This window comes from Mycobacterium colombiense CECT 3035, assembly GCF_002105755.1.
In the GTDB taxonomy this organism is placed as follows: Bacteria; Actinomycetota; Actinomycetes; order Mycobacteriales; family Mycobacteriaceae; genus Mycobacterium; species Mycobacterium colombiense.
This window is the reverse complement of record NZ_CP020821.1, coordinates 5,378,891-5,396,089: the sequence shown is the minus strand read 5'-3', so window position 1 is coordinate 5,396,089 and position 17,199 is coordinate 5,378,891. Positions and strand designations below refer to the sequence as shown.

General features: G+C 68.3%; 16 protein-coding genes. 6 read left to right on the top strand and 10 right to left on the bottom strand.

Annotation, left to right across the window (positions count from 1 at the left end; translation table 11 throughout):
• The first annotated feature begins 81 nt into the window (after positions 1-81).
• Together B9D87_RS25515 and nuoN are read left to right on the top strand one after the other, a co-directional pair.
• Positions 82-1,665 (top strand): NADH-quinone oxidoreductase subunit M, encoded by a 1,584-nt coding sequence (locus tag B9D87_RS25515; protein WP_007772894.1) that lies wholly within the window; start codon positions 82-84, stop codon positions 1,663-1,665.
• Positions 1,662-3,251 carry an NADH-quinone oxidoreductase subunit NuoN gene (gene nuoN / locus B9D87_RS25510; protein ID WP_007772895.1) on the top strand — a complete coding sequence of 530 codons (1,590 nt, stop codon included), beginning with the start codon at positions 1,662-1,664 and terminating at the stop codon, positions 3,249-3,251. The genes B9D87_RS25515 and nuoN overlap by 4 nt, the downstream gene beginning before the upstream one ends.
• A 25-nt stretch (positions 3,252-3,276) precedes the next feature.
• Here the strand turns inward: nuoN and B9D87_RS25505 are convergent, their stop codons facing one another.
• On the bottom strand, positions 3,277-3,903 hold the full coding sequence (locus B9D87_RS25505) for a TetR/AcrR family transcriptional regulator (RefSeq protein ID WP_007772897.1): 627 nt from the start codon (positions 3,901-3,903) through the stop codon (positions 3,277-3,279).
• Positions 3,904-3,981: 78 nt separating this feature from the next.
• Here B9D87_RS25505 and B9D87_RS25500 point away from each other — a divergent pair, with 78 nt between their 5' ends.
• On the top strand, positions 3,982-4,812 hold the full coding sequence (locus B9D87_RS25500; RefSeq protein ID WP_007772899.1) for a class I SAM-dependent methyltransferase: 831 nt from the start codon (positions 3,982-3,984) through the stop codon (positions 4,810-4,812).
• Positions 4,813-4,849: 37 nt separating this feature from the next.
• Here B9D87_RS25500 and B9D87_RS25495 read toward each other — a convergent pair whose 3' ends face one another.
• The 5 genes from B9D87_RS25495 to B9D87_RS25475 form a co-directional block, all read right to left on the bottom strand.
• Entirely contained in the window at positions 4,850-5,314 is a 465-nt protein-coding gene (locus tag B9D87_RS25495) for a hypothetical protein (protein WP_007772900.1), read from the bottom strand.
• The gene (locus B9D87_RS25490; protein WP_080598593.1) at positions 5,307-6,482 is read right to left on the bottom strand and encodes a DUF58 domain-containing protein; all 1,176 of its coding nucleotides are present in this window, start codon (positions 6,480-6,482) and stop codon (positions 5,307-5,309) included. The genes B9D87_RS25495 and B9D87_RS25490 overlap by 8 nt, the downstream gene beginning before the upstream one ends.
• 77 nt (positions 6,483-6,559) lie before the next feature.
• Positions 6,560-7,537: an AAA family ATPase gene (locus B9D87_RS25485; RefSeq protein ID WP_007772903.1), complete on the bottom strand. Its 978-nt coding sequence runs from the start codon at positions 7,535-7,537 to the stop codon at positions 6,560-6,562.
• 19 nt (positions 7,538-7,556) lie between these two features.
• Positions 7,557-8,039: a hypothetical protein gene (locus tag B9D87_RS25480; protein WP_007772904.1), complete on the bottom strand. Its 483-nt coding sequence runs from the start codon at positions 8,037-8,039 to the stop codon at positions 7,557-7,559.
• Positions 8,036-8,980, bottom strand: a complete 945-nt coding sequence (locus B9D87_RS25475; protein ID WP_007772905.1) for a DUF4129 domain-containing protein — start codon at positions 8,978-8,980, stop codon at positions 8,036-8,038. Before B9D87_RS25475 ends, B9D87_RS25480 begins: the two co-directional genes overlap by 4 nt.
• 179 nt (positions 8,981-9,159) lie before the next feature.
• Here B9D87_RS25475 and B9D87_RS25470 point away from each other — a divergent pair, with 179 nt between their 5' ends.
• Entirely contained in the window at positions 9,160-10,545 is a 1,386-nt protein-coding gene (locus tag B9D87_RS25470) for an HNH endonuclease signature motif containing protein (protein ID WP_007772906.1), read from the top strand.
• Positions 10,546-10,566: 21 nt separating this feature from the next.
• On the opposite strand, the gene B9D87_RS25465 is transcribed toward B9D87_RS25470, so the two are convergent.
• Both B9D87_RS25465 and B9D87_RS25460 read right to left on the bottom strand, forming a co-directional pair.
• Entirely contained in the window at positions 10,567-11,490 is a 924-nt protein-coding gene (locus B9D87_RS25465; protein ID WP_007772912.1) for an SDR family NAD(P)-dependent oxidoreductase, read from the bottom strand.
• The gene (locus B9D87_RS25460) at positions 11,487-12,089 is read right to left on the bottom strand and encodes a TetR/AcrR family transcriptional regulator (RefSeq protein ID WP_007772914.1); all 603 of its coding nucleotides are present in this window, start codon (positions 12,087-12,089) and stop codon (positions 11,487-11,489) included. The genes B9D87_RS25465 and B9D87_RS25460 overlap by 4 nt, the downstream gene beginning before the upstream one ends.
• Positions 12,090-12,135: 46 nt before the next feature.
• Between B9D87_RS25460 and B9D87_RS25455 the strand changes: the two genes are divergently transcribed.
• On the top strand, positions 12,136-13,287 hold the full coding sequence (locus tag B9D87_RS25455; protein ID WP_007772915.1) for a phosphotransferase family protein: 1,152 nt from the start codon (positions 12,136-12,138) through the stop codon (positions 13,285-13,287).
• Entirely contained in the window at positions 13,287-14,402 is a 1,116-nt protein-coding gene (locus B9D87_RS25450; protein ID WP_007772916.1) for an Rv3169 family protein, read from the top strand. Before B9D87_RS25455 ends, B9D87_RS25450 begins: the two co-directional genes overlap by 1 nt.
• Position 14,403: 1 nt before the next feature.
• On the opposite strand, the gene B9D87_RS25445 is transcribed toward B9D87_RS25450, so the two are convergent.
• Entirely contained in the window at positions 14,404-15,771 is a 1,368-nt protein-coding gene (locus B9D87_RS25445; protein WP_007772917.1) for an LLM class flavin-dependent oxidoreductase, read from the bottom strand.
• Entirely contained in the window at positions 15,768-17,006 is a 1,239-nt protein-coding gene (locus tag B9D87_RS25440; protein ID WP_085977846.1) for an MFS transporter, read from the bottom strand. Before B9D87_RS25440 ends, B9D87_RS25445 begins: the two co-directional genes overlap by 4 nt.
• Between the last annotated feature and the right edge of the window lie 193 nt (positions 17,007-17,199).

Genomic DNA, 17,199 nt, shown 5'->3' with positions numbered 1-17,199 from the left:
CGGCGGCGACGATGCAGAGCGAAGCGACGAGGAGGAGCGGCGCATGACCTCCGGCGGCGAAACGAAAAGGAGCGGGCGCTGGTGAATAGCGTTCCATGGTTGAGCGTGCTGTGGCTGGTGCCGCTGGCCGGTTCCGTGCTGATCATCCTGATGCCGCCCGGGCTGCGGCAGCTCGCCAAGTGGACCGGCCTGGTCTTCGGCGCGCTGACCCTGGCGATCGCCGTCGTGGTCACCCTCGGGTTCAAGACCGGCGGCGCGCCATACCAATTCGTCGAAAGCCATCAGTGGATCCCGGCGTTCGGCGCCGGCTACACCCTGGGCGTCGACGGCATCGCGGTGGTGCTGGTGCTGCTGACCGCGGTGCTGATTCCGGTGCTGCAGGTGGCCGGCTGGAACGACGGCGGTGAGCGCAGCCGCGGAGTGCAGGCCTATATCGCGCTGACGCTGGCCATCGAATCCATGGTGCTGATCTCGGTGATCGCCCTGGACGTATTGCTGTTCTACGTGTTCTTCGAGGCCATGCTCGTCCCGATGTACTTCCTGATCGGCGGCTTCGGCGGCGGAACGGGCAGGTCGCGCGCGGCGGTGAAGTTCTTGCTGTACAACCTGTTCGGCGGTCTGATCATGCTGGCCGCGGTGATCGGGCTGTACGTGGTGACCTCCGAGCACGGTTCGGGCACCTTCGACTTCCGCGAGATCGTGGCGGGCGTCGCCTCGGGTCGGTACGGCGCGGACTCGGCGGTGTTCAAGGCCCTGTTCCTGGGCTTCATGTTCGCGTTCGCGATCAAGGCCCCGCTCTGGCCGTTTCACCGCTGGCTGCCCGACGCCGCCGTCGAGGCCACCCCGGCGACCGCGGTGCTGATGATGGCGGTGATGGACAAGGTCGGCACCTTCGGGATGTTGCGCTATTGCCTGCAGCTGTTCCCCGGCGCCTCAACGTATTTCCGTCCGCTGATCGTCGTGCTGGCGGTCATCGGGGTGATCTACGGCGCGATCGTGGCCATCGGCCAGACCGACATCATGCGGCTGATCGCCTACACCTCGATCTCGCACTTCGGGTTCATCATCCTGGGCATCTTCGTGATGACCAGCCAGGGGCAGAGCGGGTCGACGCTGTACATGCTCAACCACGGCCTGTCCACGGCCGCGGTCTTCCTGATCGCGGGATTCCTGATATCGCGGCACGGCAGCCGGGCGATCGCCGACTACGGCGGCGTGCAGAAGGTGGCGCCGATACTGGCCGGCACCTTCCTGGTCTCGGCGATGGCCACCCTGTCGCTGCCCGGCCTGGCGCCGTTCATCAGCGAATTCCTGGTGCTGCTGGGCACTTTCAACCGGTACTGGCTGGCCGCCGCATTCGGGGTCACCGCATTGGTGCTCTCCGCGGTCTACATGTTGTGGCTGTACCAGCGTGTGATGACCGGGCCGGTGCTCAAGGGCAACGAGAGGATCGGCGATCTGCGCGCACGCGAATTGGTCGTCGTCGCACCGCTGATCGCGCTGCTGCTGGTGCTCGGCATCTATCCCAGGCCCGTGCTCGACATCATCAATCCCGCCGTCGAGAACACCATGACCACCATCGGCCAGCACGACCCCAAGCCGGCCGTCCCGATGGGAACACCCAGACCGGCCGACCTGCACCGGACCGCCGAAGGACCGCGATGACCCTGCCTACCCCGAGCATTCAGTACTTCCTGCTGTGCCCGACGCTCATCGTGTTCGGCGTCGCCGTGCTGGGTGTCCTCGCAGAAGCGTTCCTGCCCAGGCGAATTCGTTACGCCGGGCAGGTGACGCTCTCACTCGCCGGTCTGATCGCGGCGTTCGTCGCGGTCATCGCCGTGAGCCGCTCGATCCAAAGCTCGGGCCGGGTCGCGGTGCTGGGCGCCATGGCCATCGACCGCCCGACGCTGTATCTGCAGGGCACCGTGCTGCTGGTCGCGGTGATGGCGGTCATCTTCATCGCAGAACGCACGCAGGCCGGGGCGGACAGCAGGGTGTCCGTGGGAGTCGGCGCGGCCGGCAAGGGCGGCCTGGACTCCTTCACCCCGCAGGCATCGGCGGTGCCCGACAGCGACGCCGAACGCGAGGCCGAGCGGGCCGGGGCCGCCCAGACGGAGCTGTTCCCGCTGGCGCTGCTGTCGGTCGGCGGCATGATGGTCTTCCCCGCGTCCAACGACCTCTTGACCATGTTCGTTGCGCTGGAAGTGTTGTCGCTACCGCTGTACCTGATGTGCGGCCTTGCCCGGCACCGCCGCCTGCTCTCGCAGGAAGCGGCGATGAAGTACTTTCTGCTGGGCGCGTTTTCGTCGGCGTTCTTCCTCTACGGTGTCGCGCTGCTCTACGGTGCGACCGGCACGCTGCTGCTGACCGGCATCCGCGATGCGCTTGCCGCACACGGTGACACCTCGATGGCGCTGGTCGGCGTCGCGCTGCTGTCGGTCGGCCTACTGTTCAAGGTCGGCGCCGTTCCGTTCCACTCCTGGATTCCCGACGTGTACCAGGGCGCCCCCACCCCCATCACCGGGTTCATGGCCGCGGCCACCAAGGTCGCGGCTTTCGGTGCGCTGCTTCGGGTTGTCTACGTGGCGCTGCCGCCGCTGCACGATCAGTGGCGCCCGGTGCTGTGGACCATCTCCATCCTGACCATGGCGGTCGGCACCATCACCGCGGTGAACCAGACCGACGTCAAACGCATGCTGGCCTACTCGTCGGTCGCCCACGTCGGGTTCATCCTCACCGGCGTCATCGCGGACAACCACACCGGTCTGTCCGCCACGCTGTTCTATCTGCTCGCCTACAGCTTCAGCACCGTCGGCGCGTTCGCCATCGTCGGCCTGATCCGCGACGCCGACGGGGTCGAGGACGCCACGCTGGCGCACTGGGCGGGCCTGGGTCAGCGCTCACCCATTGTGGGCGTGATGTTTTCGATGTTCTTGTTGGCGTTCGCCGGCATCCCCCTGACCAGTGGCTTCGTCAGCAAGCTCGCCGTCTTCAAGGCCGCCGCCCAGGGCGGGGCCGCGCCGCTGGTGATCGTCGGTGTGGTCGCCAGCGGGGTCGCCGCGTACTTCTACGTGCGGGTGATCGTGTCGATGTTCTTCACCGAAGCGACCGAGGACACCCCGCACGTGGTGGCGCCGGGCATTTTGAGCAAGGCCGCCATCGCGCTGTGCGCCGCGGTCACCGTCGTGCTCGGCATCTTCCCGCAGCCGCTGCTCGACCTCGCCGACCAGGCCGCCCAGCTGCTGCACTGACGCGGCGGCTGCAAGTGCTCGCCTGCTACCCAGTTCTGCGCGCGAGGTCGTCGCGCGCAGACTTGGCCTGTTCGGGCGTCAACAGCGGATTTGAATAGATGTCGACCAAGGTGGCCGCGACCCGCAGATCGCCCTCCGCGGTGTTGACGTCCACGCCCAAGCCCCGCGATATGTGATCGCGGAGCAACGGCACCGCAAGAGCCATTGCGGTGATGAGCGTGGCACGCGACTTGGCGTCGACATCGGCGGGCTCGGCACGATGTTCATCGGCCGAGGCAAGCCATTCCTCGGTCATCGACACCAGTGCGTCGAACAGCTCACCGGCGCCGCCCTCGACCAGGGCGCGGGTGATGTAGTCCTGGTATTGCCCAAGAGGAATACGGGCTGAAACGTAGTGCACGTCACCGCGTTTGGCGTTGTCGCGCACCTGGGCGTTCAGGTCGCGCATGGTTTTGACGAGGTAGTCGTCGCACGCTTGACGAAGCTCCTGCTTGGAACCGAAGTGGTGCCGCAGCAGCCCGGACGACACCCCTGCCGCCGCCGCAATGCTGCGGATCGTCGCCCTTTCGTATCCCTTTTCGCCGAACTCGCGCAGCGCTGCATGCCTAATACGGGCGCGGGCAGTGAGATCGGCGGGATCCGTCGTGGTCATCGCCACAGATTACACGACTGGACGATAAACTACACAGATGTATAGTCGAGGGCAACCGAGGTTCAAGGAGGCACGCATATGGGCATTGACACCAGCGCCATCACCGCGGAGGAAGAGACCGCATTTTTGACTTTGAAGGCTCGTGCGATCAACAACGGATGGGCACGCCCCATCCTGCCGGACCCAGGTGCCGCCGATGCCGTGACAAAGATCGACTACGACTTCGACGGCCTGGGGCTCGTGACACCCGTGGTTTGTCAGACATCACTGCGCGCAAAACTTCTCGACGACCGAGTACGTGCGTTCACCGCCCAATACGCCGATGCCGTGGTGGTCGATCTGGGCGCGGGGCTGGACGACGGGTACGCCCGTATCGATCCGCCGGACACCATCGACTGGTACAGCGTCGAGCTGCCCGGGCTGGCTGCCCTGCGCGACAAAGTGATGCCACCGGGACCTCACGAACACACCATCGGAATCTCCGTGACCGACCCCGAGTGGATATCGGCGATTCCGGCGAACCGCCCCGCCATCGTCGTCGCCGACGGATTGTTCCCCTTCCTCAACAAGGAGCAGATCATCGCGGTGATGCGCGGGATCACCGACCACTTCCCCGCCGGACAACTGGCGTTCAACGACTACGGACGCATGGTGATTGGCCTGTGGATCTCAAAGTTGTTCCCGCAGCAGATGTTCAAGAAGGTAAACCAGCTCCGTGCGTTCGAGGGTTACAACGACCCCCACACACCGGAACGCTGGAACCCCAAACTCAAGCTCGTCGAGGAGACCAGCCTGACGAGTGTGCCCGAGGTGGATCTGTTTCCGACGTGGTTGCGAATCTCGACACGGATGGCGGGGTGGAGCAAGTCGACCGCACGGTCTGCGCGCATCCTGAGGTTCAGCTTTTAGTGCTCGACTGCCCCTCCGTTGCGTCCGGCGCCGGTGGTCAGCTCATGAACGGGCGGATGGCCAGCAGGTAGATCACCAATGCGCCCAGCGGGGCCACCAGCGGCAGCCACGGCAGCTGCAGGGGAAACGCCGTCGCAACCAGTCCGGCGAACGTAAACCCAACGGCGCCAACGGCGCTCGGCCAGCTGTCCAGAACCACCGCGGCGGCCGCGCCGCCCCCGTGGCGGCAGACCAGGTAGGCGGCGGCGGACAATCCGGACAGCGCGACGAAGATCAGCGGCGGGTCGGTCAGCATCACGGTGATCACCGTTAGCAGCACGGCAACCGTTGCGGCGCGCCGGAATACGGTGCCCACCGCCACCGCGATCAGCGCCGCCACCCAGGCGGCCACCGCGGGGGCCTGCCAACCGTCGGCCGCCAGCCCCACCATCAGCAGGCCGAAACCCGTCGCGAACGCGGGCGCGCCCACCCGCGCGAGCCCCCCGGAACCGGCGTTATCCACGAAGCCTCCCCCGCAACCGTCGGCGGCGATCCGGCAACACGCCCATCGACTGCTCCAGGCCGCTGTCGCCCGGCCACGACACGATGTCCACGCCGATGGTGGCCATGTCGCGGTACATCGCGGAACGTTGCAGCGCCCACATCCGGTCCACCAGGGGATCTTGCTCGTCTTCGAACGGCGAACTGTCCAGGATGTCGACGGCCAGCACGACATGGCCGCGCTTGCGCAGATCGATCAGCGCCAGGGCGAATTCGGTGTCGAGCAGGGTGGAGAACGCGATGACGATCGCTCCGGTGGGAACCGCGGCGCGCGGCGCCAGCGTGCCCGTGGTGTGTTCGAATCGGTCGCCGGCGTTCAGGACGGTGTCGAGCACCCGGTAGAACTGGCGCTGGCCGATGTCGGCGCCCAGCCAGCGCGGGTGGTTCCCGCCGAGAGCGACGATGCCGGCCCGGTCGCCGTGGCGTAACGCGGTCTGCACCACTTGCGCCGCTCCGCGCACGACGCGCTCGGTGGCCTCGGTCGCCGGACCCGCGGGCTGCCGATACCCGTCGATCAGCACGACGACGTCGGCGGCGCGGTCGGTCAGTCGCTGCGTCACATGCAGTTGGCCGCGGCGTGCGCTCACCGGCCAATTCACCGCGCGCAGTTGGTCGCCGGGCACGTAGGGGCGGATGTCGGCGTATTCCACTCCGGGCCCGATATGGCGGGTCAGGTGGGCGCCCAGCCGGTCGAGCAGTTCGGTCTGCGGGATGGGCGTCGGCTGTGGCGGTGTCAAGGGAAACACGATGACCTCGGCCGCCCCGACGGTGGCCGTCCCGGTGAGCAAGCCACCACGGGCGACGGCGTCGACGCGAGCGCCGATGGAATACCGGCCCCAGCGCTGCGCGGTGGCAGTGATGGTCTTCTCCTGGCCCACATCGGATTCGGGGATCTCGAGCTGCATGCCGACGATGTCCGGGATCGTGACCTGGACGGCCGATGTGCCTTCTTGTGTCACCCACACCCTGACGTGCGCCTGCTCGCTTTCGAAGCAACGCTGGGCGTCGGGCTCGCCGTGCACGTGAATCGTCGGGACCGGCCGCTGCCAGCTGATCGAGCACAGCACGCCCAGCAGTGGCGCGGCGAAGGCGATCAGCTGCCACCGGGCGCCGATCACGGCGGCGGCCATCGCGAACCCCGCACACGTCGCGATCGTACGCGTCAATTCCGATGCACGCCAGCGGAACTCGGCCACAACGCTCGACGTCACCCCGTGCCTCCCGCGCTGGCGCCGGTTCGCGGCACCGGCAGGCGGTGCAACAACTCTGCGATCACGTCGGCGCCCTGGATCTTTCGCACCCACATTTCGGGGCGCAACGTGATTCGGTGCGAGACCGCCGCGATGGCGAGCGCTTTCACATCCTCGGGGATGACGTAGTCGCGGCCGAGCAGCAACGCGCGGGCGCGGGCGAGCTGCACCAGGTCCAGTTCGGCGCGCGGGCTGGCGCCCACCGCAACCTGGGGATGGTGTCGCGTCGCATTGGCCAGCGACACCACATAGTGCAGGACGTCTTCGTGGACGGTCACCTGCTCGACCGATTCCCGCATGGCCAGCAGGTCGTGCGCGTCCACCACCTGGTTGACCGTCGGCTCGGCCGAGCCGCGTTCGAGCCGGCGGCGCAGCATCGACGTCTCGTCCTGCTCGCTGAGATACCGCAGTTCCAGCCGGATCGCGAACCGATCGAGCTGCGCCTCCGGCAGCGGGTAAGTGCCCTCGTACTCGATCGGGTTGTCGGTGGCCAGGACGATGAAAGGCTTTGGCAGCTGGTGTGTTTCGCCGTCGATGCTGACCTGGCCTTCTGCCATCGCCTCCAGCAGCGCCGCCTGGGTTTTCGGCGGCGTGCGATTGATCTCGTCGGCCAGCAGCAAATTGGTGAAGATCGGGCCAGGGCGGAACGCGAAACGGCCGGACTGCATGTCGTAGATCGTGGAGCCGAGCAGATCCGCCGGCAACAGGTCGGGCGTGAACTGCACCCGGGTGAATTGCAGCCCCAGCGCGGCGGCGAAGGATCTCGCGATCAGCGTCTTGCCCAGGCCGGGCAGGTCCTCGATGAGGATGTGGCCGCGCGCGAGGACCGTGGTCAGGATGAGCCGCAGTGCGGAGCGCTTTCCCACCACCACGCGTTCTATCTCGTCGAGAATCGCTTCGCAGTGTGCGGTCGTGGTTGCGGCCGGCAGCGTCATGTCGGGATCGCGCCTCCTGTCATACCTGCTCCAGCCTCAGCAGAATCTCTTCCAGCGCAGCACGACCCGGGCCGGGTTCGCGGTCACCGCTGCGCCTGACGTTGTTCGGATTGACCCACTCCCACAGTTCCGCGCCGAAGAGCATGCGCCCGGTCGCGTGGAAGGCCGCGGGGTCTTTGGATTGCCTTTGGCCCGTTGTTATCTCGTAACGACGCGCGAGCATCGGACGCAGGTGGCGGTCCCAGTCGGCCCGGGTGGCCTCCGACCACCGGATCGTCGTCTCGGTGGTGGAAAGCCAGCGGCGCAACGAATCGCCGAGCTCGTCGGCGCCCGCCTCGGCGCCCGCGTCGAAACCGCGTGCCAGGGCCCGACGAAGACCGAGCAACACCACGGCCAGCCCGATACCGGCCGCCGCCAGCACCCATCGTCGATCGTGCTGCGACAGTGCCAGCAGTTCGATGCCGACGATCAGGCAAACGCCCAGGGAAATAGTCTTGTTCATGCGGCACTCCGCGCGCCCAGCTCATCGAGGACCAGGCGAAGCACGCCCACCGCGATGTCGCGGTGGGTCTCGTTCATCACGTGGGGGCTGAACCGGGCCTCGGCGAACAGGTTCACCAATCGGACGGCATTGTCGGCGTGCAGGGCGTGGTGTTCGACGGCGCGGGCCAGCACCTCGGTCGGGGTGTCGAACTCCTGGGGTACGGCGCCGGGCACCTGGGCGAGTTCGCGTTCCATCGCCGCGTAGCACGCGATGATCGCCTCCCGGGGTTCGCGGCTCAGGTCGGCCATCTCGGCCAGTCCGCGTTCGGCGGCTCGCGCCAGTGACTCCGAACGCGGCGCGGGCGCCGCGGGTTCCGCCGGCTCGTCGGCGATGGCGGGAGCCGACGGACGCCAGCGCCGCCGCGCCGAGGCGACCGTCCCGGCGACGAACATCACCAACATGGCGACGGTGCAGGCAAGCAGGATCCCCAGCAGGTTCTGCGAGCCGTCGCGAGGACGGTGCGGATGCTGCTGCGGCGCCGGCTGCGCGGGCGGGTGCGTCGACGGCGCCGCGCCGCTGTCGGGCGGTTGCAGGACGGGGGCGATACCGTGGGCCAAAAACCGGGCCAGGAGCATCACGATCAGCAGCCAGGCCGCGATCACGGCGGCCCCGATCAACAACACGCGCCAGCTCGGCCGCCCCTTACCGGTGCCCAGCATGTCGGAGAGACCACCGGCGGACGGCGCGGGAGCGCGGGGGTCTCGCAACCGCGCGACGACGGCGACAGCGATCAGTGCGAGTGTCACCGCGAGAATCGCTACCACGAACGTCAGCGCCGCCCGGCCGCCCGACTCGCTGCGCATCGCATCGTGGCGAGCGGGGAGGTAACCGCGCAGGGCGGCAGCGACCACGAGCAGCAGAACGATCAGGGCAACGACTCGCCCTGTCGGCTTGTCCATACCAGGCATTGGCACACCGCTCGATTGGTTGTTGCGGCACTGGCTTTCCTCATACTTGCACGTCAGGCGGCCCTGGGGCCAGGACCGGGGAGCTCGGTTATGCACAGTCGGCAGTTCATCCACAGAATCTCGGCTGCCCGCTTGCGCTCGAACATATGTTCTATAGCGTGGGTCTTGTGATGCAGGCGTGGCAGGCCCGGGAACGGATGCGCGCCGCGCTCGATGCGGTCGACGCGGCCCATGACGTGCTGCGGCAGACCTCGTCGGACGTGGTCGGCAACGCCTTCCGGGTCGGGGTTGCCGAACGACTGGAGCACCAGGAGCGCACCAACCGGGGCCTGATGTACAGGGTCTTCGGCGAGATCGACGATCCGCCCGACGAAGCCGGGTGCGTCCCCGCGGTGCGCGGCATGTTGTGCGCGCGGCTTCGCATCACGCCCAGAGAAGTCGCGCGGCGGTTGCGACTTGCGGTCCGCATCCGGCCGCGCCGCTCGCTGACCGGCGCACCGCTGGAACCAGAGCTCCCGGCGGTGGCCGCGGCGGTGGCCGCCGGCGGGATCGGCGAGGACCACATCCGCGCCGTGTGCACCGCGGTCGACACGTTGCCGTCCCGCGTCTCCCCCACCGACGCGGCCGACGCGGAGCGCACGCTGGTGCGGCACGCGATGAAGCTCGACGCCGCCTTGGTCGCCCGGCTGGGCCACCGGATCGCCGACCATCTCAATCCCGACGGCCGTTTCACCGATGTCGATCGGGCCCGCCGGCGGGGTCTGCACCTGAGCACGCAAGGCCCCGACGGGATGTCGCGGCTCACCGGTCTACTGGATCCCGAGGCCCGAGCGTACTTCGAGGCCCTCGAAGCGGCGGTACGGCCCGGGCGCCATCAGCCTGACGACGCAGCCGGCGATCCCGAGGCGCGCGACGACCGCACGGCGGCCCAGCGCTGCCACGACGCCCTCAAGCTCGGCCTCGAAACGGCCCTGGCGTCGGGAGGGCTCGGGACGCACCGCGGCCACCCCGTCACGGTGATCGCCACCACCACGCTGGCCGAACTCGACCGGGCCGCGCACGCCGCGATCGACTCGTCGATTCCGGTGCCCGCGCCGGCACAAACTGGCGGTGGCTCACGACTACCCATGGCGGATCTGATTCGCATGGCCGCCAAGGCAATTCACTACCTCGCCGTGTTCGACGAGCACACCGGCAGGCCTTTGTATCTCGGGCGCCAAAAGCGCATCGCCACCGCTGACCAGCGGCTCATCTGCTACGCCCGGGACCGCGGGTGTACTCACCCCAATTGCCTCGAACCCGGCTATCACTGCGAAGTCCACCATGCACACGAATGGGCAGACGGCGGCCGGACCGACGCGGACAACCTGTTCTTCGCCTGCGGCTCCGACCACGGCGCGGTGGGCAGGGGCGAATGGCGCACGTCGGTCGTCGGCAACGGGCGACTGGGCTGGACCGACGGCTCGGCTTCTGACAAGGGCCCGCCCGAGGTCAATCATGCCCACCATCCCGACGAGCTCCTGCGCGGCGACCCCGACCCGCCACGGGGCGAATGAGGTGACCGCGAGAGCGCCGGTCTAGCCCACCGTGAAGGGCCGGAAGCTGCCGTCGAGCACCTGAAGGTGACCGATGGTGCGCCCGGTGACCTTGGCGGGGTCAACGAGGGTTAATTCGACTGCGGCGCGGGCGAATTCGTCCTCGGAGGCGGTGTCGTCGAAGTTACGGGCATAGTAGGACAGCCCGGGCGTGAGAATCGCCTTGGACGGCGCCAACGCATTGACCGCGATGTTGTGGTCGGTGAGGTCGTAGGCCACGCACTGGGTGAGGTGCTCGAGCGCCGCCTTGGATCCGCCGTAGCCGGGCAGCACCCCGCCGCTGCGATCGGCGTACGGGCCGTCGCCGGGCAGTCGCGACGCGACCGAGGTGATGTTGATGATCGAGCCGCCACCGGCCGAGATCATGTCGCGGCACACCATCTGCATCAGTTCGTAGGCCGCGAACACCGCGATGTCGAAATGCCGGCGATACGCATGCAGGGGCGTGCTGACGAAACCCGGCCAGCCGGGTTTGGCGCCAGCACCCGCGGCGCGTTTGCCACCAGCACCCGCGGCGGGTTTGGCGCCCGCTTGCGCACCGGCACCCGCGGGCTTGGCGCCCGGTTGCGCACCGGGCACCGGCGGTCGCCCCGGCGCGGTGAAGGCCGCATTGTTGACCAAAATCCCGATGGGGCCCAACGTCTCTCGCGCCGACTCCACCAGTCGGGCGATCTGATCGCGGTCGGTCAGATCGGCGCGGACCGCAACCGCGCGCCCGCCCGCCGCCTCGATGTCGGCGACCGTCTCGCCGATGGTTCCCGGCAACCGCTCGTCCCACACTTCCTCGGTCCGCCCGGCAACCGCCACCGCGGCACCCTCGGCCGCCAACGCCAGCGCGATCGCGCGGCCCAGGCCGCGGCTGGCGCCGGTGACGATGGCGGCCCGCCCCGCAAGCCGCCCGGTCACCGCCGCACCCCGTGCACCACGATGGCCGTCGTCTGCTCTACCCACGCGTCGTCGAGCTCTTCTTCCGGACGCAGCAGCATCCGCAGCATCGTCGCTCCCCCAATCAACTCGATCAATCGGTCCGGATCCACATCAGGATGGGCTTCGCCGCGGTCAACCGCCTCGCGCAGCCGCACCCGCACCGCGGTGAACAGGTCGACGAACCGCGCCATCACCCGGGCATTGAGCGCGGGGTCGGCCGTCATGTCGGCGACCAGGCCGGGCAGCGCGGCGCGCACCACCGGGGTGGTGAACACGTCGCGGGTGGCCTCGATCATCATCCGCATGTCTGCGGCGATATCCCCGGCCGGCGACTCCAGCGCGGTCGGTGCGGTGGGGAAGGCCGCCTCGTGCACCAGTTCGGCCTTGCTCGACCACCGCCGGTACAACGCGGATTTCGTGGTGCCGGCACGCTCGGCGACGGCGGCCAGACTGATGTTGGAATAGCCCGTTTGGACAAGCAGTTCCGCGGTCGCCGATAGGATCGCCGAATCGATACGCGGATCGCGCGGGCGGCCGGCGCCGGAGGCCTTGTCAAGGCCGGACGGGTCTGCTTTCATAACGCTACCTACCGTATCGTAATTGCCTCAACGAAGGAGGCACCTTATGGCAACAGAACCCGCGGTCGACAACGTCGACCGGCTCCAGCGCTCCAGCCGTGACGTCACGACGTTGCCGACGGTGATGTCACGCTGGCTCTCCACCGTACTGCCGGACGGCGCAAATCCCGAGGTGACCGTGGAAAGCGGCGTGGACTCGACGGGCATGTCGTCGGAGACCATCATCCTGACCGCCCGCTGGCAGCAGGACGGGCGGCCGATCGAGCAGAAGCTCGTGACCCGGGTCGCGCCCGCCGCCGAGGACGTGCAGGTCTTCCCGACCTACCGGCTCGACCACCAATTCGACGTCATCCGCAAAGTCGGCGAGCTGACCGACGTCCCGGTGCCCCGGGTGCGCTGGCTGGAGAACACCGGCGACGTCCTCGGCACGCCGTTCTTCGTGATGGACTACGTCGCCGGCGAGGTACCGCCCGACGTCATGCCGTACACCTTCGGCGGCAACTGGTTCGCCGACGCACCCGCCGAGCGGCAGCGCGAACTGCAGGACGCCACCGTCGGCGTGCTGGCCACGCTGCACTCGATTCCCAACGCGCAGAGCACGTTCGGATTCCTCGCCGAGGGTCAGCCCGGGGACACGGCGCTGCGCAAGCACTTCAACTGGGTGCGGTCCTGGTATGACTTCGCGGTACCCGACATCGGGCGATCACCGCTGCTGGAGCGGACCTTCGACTGGCTGGAGGCCAATTGGCCGGCCGAGGCGGCCGCCGCCGAGCCGGTGCTGCTCTGGGGTGACGCCCGGGTGGGCAACGTGTTGTACAACGACTTCCGCCCGGTTGCGGTGCTGGACTGGGAGATGGTCACGTTGGGGCCACGAGAGCTCGACGTGGCGTGGATGATCTTCGCGCACATGGTCTTTCAAGAACTCGCGGGCCTGGCGACCCTGCCGGGGCTGCCCGGGGTGATGCGCGAGGAGGACGTGCGGGCCACCTACAAGCGGCTGGCCGGGGTCGAAGTCGGCGACCTGCACTGGTTCTACGTGTACTCGGGCGTGATGTGGGCCTGTGTCTTCATGCGCACCGGCGCCCGCCGGGTGCACTTCGGCGAGACCGAGAAGCCCGACGATGTCGAATCGCTGTTCTACCACGCCGGATTGATGCGCCGCTTAATCGGAGAGAGCGCTATCGGAGAGGACCTGTAATGCTCGGACCGCTCGACGAGTTCCCGGTACACCAGATTCCCCAGCCCATCGCGTGGCCGGGCTCCTCGGACCGCAATTTCTACGACCGCTCCTACTTCAACGCCCACGACCGCACCGGGAACATCTTCGTGATCAGCGGCATCGGGTACTACCCCAACCTCGGGGTCAAGGACGCGTTCCTGCTCGTCCGGCGCGGGGACACCCAGACCGCCGTGCACGTGTCGGACGCCATCGACCAGGACCGGCTCAACCAGCACGTCAACGGCTACCGCGTCGAGGTCATCGAACCGCTGCACAAGCTACGGATCGTCCTCGACGAAACCGAAGGCATCGCAGCCGATCTCACCTGGAAGGGGCTGTTCGACGTCGTCCAGGAACAGCCGCACGTCCTGCGGTCGGGCAACCGGGTGACGCTGGACGCGCAGCGTTTTGCGCAGCTGGGCAGCTGGAGCGGACACCTCGTCATCGACGGCGAGGAGATCACCGTCGACCCCAACACCTGGCTGGGCAGCCGCGACCGGTCCTGGGGCATCCGCCCGATCGGCGAGGCCGAGCCCCCGGGACGCCCCGCCGACCCACCCTTCGAGGGCATGTGGTGGCTGTACGTGCCCATGGCCTTCGACGAATTCGCGATCGTGCTGATCATCCAGGAGGAGCCCAGCGGATTCCGTTCGCTCAACGACTGCACCCGGATCTGGCGCGACGGCCGCGTCGAGCAGCTGGGCTGGCCTCGGGTCAAGATCCACTACCGCTCCGGCACCCGCATCCCGACCGGGGCGACGATCGACGCGACCACCCCCGACGGCACCCCGGTGCACTTCGACGTCGAGTCCAAGCTGCCGGTGCCCATTCACGTCGGCGGCGGCTACGGCGGCGACTCCGACTGGATCCACGGCATGTGGAAGGGCGAGAAGTTCGCCGAGCGCCTGACCTACGACATGACCGACCCGGCGATCATCGGCCGGGCGGGATTCGGCGTGATCGACCATGTCGGGCGCGCGGTCTGCCGTGACGGTGACGGCGAGCCGGTCGAGGGCTGGGGCCTCTACGAGCACGGCGCGCTGGGCCGGCACGACCCGTCCGGGTTCGCCGACTGGCTGACGGTCGCGCCGTAGCTCAGCGCCGGTACTTCGCGCCCGGGTGATCGTCGGGCAGCAGCGACTCGCGCCCGCCCAGCCGTTGGCGCAGGGTGGAGCGCGGCGGCTCCCCGGGCACTCGCCCCCGCCGACGCAGCTCGGGGACAACGAATTTCGCGAAGTCGACGAAGGTGCCCGGGGTCGTCACGTAGGCCAGGTTGAACCCGTCGACGTCGGCCTCGTCGACCCACCGCTCGAGTTCGTCGGCCACCTCGGCCGGCGAACCCACCAGCACCGGGCCGCGGCCGCCGATGCCGATCTCGTCGGCCACCTCGCGCACGGTCCAAGCCCGCTCCGGCGCGGCGGTGGTGAACGACGCCAGCGCCGAGCGATTGGCGTCGGTCTCGACGTAGGTCAGCGGTGCGTCGGGGTCGAGTTCGGCGAGGTCGACCCCGGTCCAGCCGCCGAACAGGGCGAGCGCACCGGCGGGGCTGACGAACCGCCGGTACTCAGCCAGCTTGGCAACGGCCTCGTCGTGCGTCTCGGCGACCACCGGGGTCACCATGGTGAACACCTTGATGGACCGGGGGTCGCGTCCCAACTCGGCGGCGGCCGCGCGCAGCGCCCGCACCGGGCCGGCAACGATCTGCGGCGTCGGCCCCGAGACGAAGACCGCCTCGGCGTGCGCCGCCGCGAACCGGACGCCCCGCGGCGAGGCCCCGGCCTGGAACAGCACCGGGGTGCGCTGCGGCGACGGTTCGCACAGGAACGGGCCTGGCACCGAAAAATAGCGGCCCTTGTGCTCGATGTCGTGCACCTTGGCCGGGTCGGTGAACACCGCCCGCTCGGCGTCGCGCACCACCGCGTCGGCCTCCCACGAACCCTCCCACAGCTTGTAGCAGACCTCGAGGTACTCGTCGGCGATCTCGTAACGCTGGTCGTGCGGAATCTGGGCATCCAACCCCAAATTCCTTGCAGCACTGTCTAAATAGGACGTGACGATGTTCCACGCCACCCGGCCGCCGGTCAGGTGGTCCAGCGTCGAGAGCCTGCGCGCCAGCGCGTATGGCTGCTCGTAGGTGAGCGACAGCGTGATCCCGAAGCCGAGGCCCTCGGTCACGGCCGCCATCGCCGAGACCGCGGCCGTGGGGTCGTTGACCGGGAACTGGGCGGCGTCGCGCACCGCCGCGTCGCGCGACGCCCCGTACACGTCGTAGACCCCCAGCACGTCGGCGAGGAACACAGCGTCGAACCCGCCGGCCTCCAAGATGCGGGCCAACTCAGTCCAGTAGCCCAGCTCCCGGTAGCGATGTCCCTGGTCGTCGGGGTGGCGCCACAGCCCCGCGGACTGATGGCCGACGCAGGCCATGTCGAAGGCGTTGAGAAAGATCCTGCGCGGTGCGCTCATCCGAGGTGATCCTCGCGCGTCTCGCCCGCCGCGTACGCGGCGGCGGCCGTGATCGCAGCCAGCACCGCGAAGTAGCCCACGATCAGCCACGGCCGGCCGCCGCCGACCACCAGCAACGACGCGGCGATCAAGGGCGCGAAGCCGCCCGAGAGCACCGCGCCGATCTGATAACCCAGCGAGGCGCCGCTGTAGCGCACCCGGGTGTCGAAGAGTTCGGCGAACCAGGCCGCCTGGGGCCCATACATGGCGTCATGAACGACGTTGATGCCGAACACGATTGACAGCACCACCCACAGCGCCGACCCGCTGCCGGCGGCCACGAAGAACAACACCAGGGCCACGACACCGGCCACCGCGCCGAACAGATACGGCGGCCGTCGCCCCACCCGATCCGACAACAGCGCCCAGCCCGGCGTGCTCAAAAACCCCAGGGCCGACGAGACCAGCACCGCGATCAACCCCACGGAGCTGCCCTTGCCGAACGAATCCTGCAGGTAAGTCAGCGAATACGTGGTCAGCAACACGAAAAGCCCGATCTGCGACAGTCGTAAACCCGTGGTGATGGCAACGTTGCGCGAATCGGTGCGCAGCACCTCGACTATCGGCAGACGGGCCAGCTCGTCACGCGCCTTGGCCCGCTCGAAGATCTCGGCGTCGGTCAGCCGCAGGCGCACGAACAGGCCGATTCCGACGAGAAAAATGCTGAGCAGGAACGGGATTCGCCATCCGTACGCCAGGAACGCGGTGGGCCCGGTGGCCTTGCGGGCGAGAAAGAACACCGAGGTCGCCAGCAGCATGCCGGCCGGCGAGCCCAGTTGCGTAAAGCTGCCGAACAATCCGCGACGATCGGGCGGTGCATGCTCCACCGAGAGCACCGCGGCGCCACCCCATTCGGCGCCCACGGCCAGCCCCTGCAGCACCCGCAGCGACGCCAGCAGCGCCGGCGCCAGCAGACCTGCATTGGCAAAGGTCGGCAGCACGCCGATCGCGGTGGTGACCAGACCCATCACCACCAACGCCCCCACCAGAACAGCTTTGCGGCCCAACCGGTCGCCGAAGTGCCCGGACAGCACCGCGCCCAGGGGCCGGGCGCCGAATCCGGCGGCGTAGGTGGCGAACGACGCCAACGTTCCCGCCGTCGGTGAGATGTTCGGGAAGAACAGCGGTTTGAAGACCAGCGCGGATGCGGTCGCGTAGAGGTAGAAGTCGTACCACTCGATGGTGGTGCCGATCATGCTGCCCAGGGCCACGGTTCGCAGGTCGGGCTTGGCGCCGGCGGCCGGCGCCGCACCGGCCGGACCGGCCGAACCGGTGGCAGGAATTGCGGAAATCACGTGGTCGCAGCGTAATTAACATAGCCAGGTCGGCATATGTTTGCCATCGCCGTGATGCGAAACGTCCATCGGCTCGGGTGTCAGCTTGCAGAAA

Excerpts from the sequence above, each read along its gene's own strand:
- nuoN (WP_007772895.1), top strand. The coding sequence starts at position 1,662 with ATGACCCTGCCTACCCCGAGCATTCAGTACTTCCTGCTGTGCCCGACG.
- B9D87_RS25505 (WP_007772897.1), bottom strand. The coding sequence starts at position 3,903 with ATGACCACGACGGATCCCGCCGATCTCACTGCCCGCGCCCGTATTAGG.
- B9D87_RS25500 (WP_007772899.1), top strand. The coding sequence starts at position 3,982 with ATGGGCATTGACACCAGCGCCATCACCGCGGAGGAAGAGACCGCATTT.
- B9D87_RS25490 (WP_080598593.1), bottom strand. The coding sequence starts at position 6,482 with ATGGCCGCCGCCGTGATCGGCGCCCGGTGGCAGCTGATCGCCTTCGCC.
- B9D87_RS25485 (WP_007772903.1), bottom strand. The coding sequence starts at position 7,537 with ATGACGCTGCCGGCCGCAACCACGACCGCACACTGCGAAGCGATTCTC.
- B9D87_RS25480 (WP_007772904.1), bottom strand. The coding sequence starts at position 8,039 with ATGAACAAGACTATTTCCCTGGGCGTTTGCCTGATCGTCGGCATCGAA.
- B9D87_RS25475 (WP_007772905.1), bottom strand. The coding sequence starts at position 8,980 with ATGGACAAGCCGACAGGGCGAGTCGTTGCCCTGATCGTTCTGCTGCTC.
- B9D87_RS25470 (WP_007772906.1), top strand. The coding sequence starts at position 9,160 with ATGCAGGCGTGGCAGGCCCGGGAACGGATGCGCGCCGCGCTCGATGCG.
- B9D87_RS25460 (WP_007772914.1), bottom strand. The coding sequence starts at position 12,089 with ATGAAAGCAGACCCGTCCGGCCTTGACAAGGCCTCCGGCGCCGGCCGC.
- B9D87_RS25455 (WP_007772915.1), top strand. The coding sequence starts at position 12,136 with ATGGCAACAGAACCCGCGGTCGACAACGTCGACCGGCTCCAGCGCTCC.
- B9D87_RS25450 (WP_007772916.1), top strand. The coding sequence starts at position 13,287 with ATGCTCGGACCGCTCGACGAGTTCCCGGTACACCAGATTCCCCAGCCC.
- B9D87_RS25445 (WP_007772917.1), bottom strand. The coding sequence starts at position 15,771 with ATGAGCGCACCGCGCAGGATCTTTCTCAACGCCTTCGACATGGCCTGC.
- B9D87_RS25440 (WP_085977846.1), bottom strand. The coding sequence starts at position 17,006 with ATGATCGGCACCACCATCGAGTGGTACGACTTCTACCTCTACGCGACC.